Source organism: Bilophila wadsworthia ATCC 49260 (assembly GCF_000701705.1).
Lineage (GTDB): Bacteria > Desulfobacterota > Desulfovibrionia > Desulfovibrionales > Desulfovibrionaceae > Bilophila > Bilophila wadsworthia.
In genome coordinates, this window is the sequence record NZ_JNJP01000196.1 from 1 (window position 1) to 1082 (window position 1082).

Genomic DNA, 1082 nt, shown 5'->3' on the forward strand with positions numbered 1-1082 from the left:
CCGCGTGGGCGGTCGTCGCACAGGGCGAGGATGGCGTCTTCCGAGCGGGCCGCGTGCGACTCCACCCACGGCTCGGCGGCGTACTGGTTCCTGAAATTCTTGAGGTCGTCCAATTTTCCGCTCTCCTTGTATTTGAGCCATGCGTGGGCCACTTCGGACAGGCTCACGAAGTATGAAAGCCATGCGGGGATGTGGAAGCCCACCTTCACGGGACGGTGCGCGGCGACATGGGCCATCAGCTCAAGGCCGGACACGCGCTCACGCCACTCCCCTCCCCTGACCGCCCGATCACGGTCGCCGTCATCCCACACCGCGCCGCAGTATTCACAGGCATAGTAGGCCAGCCGCTTCGCCAGCACGGTTTCGGCGTCCGGGGACTTTTCCTCATCCTTTCCGGGCCATGCGATGCGCTCGAAATCCATGTGCTGGAAAAAGCCGCAGTGCGGGCAGCGCACCCAAAAATCGAAGCGGGCACCCGCCTCCTCGGTGAGCGCCTTCCATATCGGGCCGTCTTCCGTGGTCGGGGTCGAGATTTTCACGACCTTGCGCCGGGTTCGCCATGTCGTCGTGCGCTTCTCCGCCAGCGACTCGGACGATGCCTCGTTTTTCGGGTTCTTGTACTTGTCCAGCTCGTCAAGGATGAGGATGCGGATGGGCTTGTTCCCGAGCCGCGAGACGGAACCGGACCAGCCGAGGTAAATCGGCATGTGCAGCAGGTTGATGCGCAGGCTGGAAGCGTCGTCGCCGTAGCCCGTCATGTACTGCCGGAGGCGCGGGGAGGCCTCGATCATCGGGATGATGCGGTCCTTGGCATTCTCGCGGGCGGTCAGCTCGTCCGGGAAGACGTACATCACCGGGCCGGGGAGACAGTCGATGCAGTACCCGACGATGTTGTGGCCACACTCCGAGCCGCCCGTCTGCGGGCTTTTGCAGATGATGACCGTCTCGACGCCGGGAAGCCCGGACACGTCCATGATCCCGGTGAGATACGGGGTAAACACGTTCCGCCAGCGGCCCCGGATGGCCGACATTTCGAGGATACGGTGCTTCTCCGCCCACGCGCTGATCGGCACGGGCCTGCG

1 protein-coding gene is annotated in these 1082 nt (G+C 64.2%); it reads right to left on the bottom strand.

Annotated elements, in window-relative coordinates; genetic code table 11:
- Nucleotides 1–1082: terminase gpA endonuclease subunit (locus tag T370_RS0122020; RefSeq protein ID WP_029437031.1), on the bottom strand; the 1082-nt coding region annotated here is incomplete at both ends.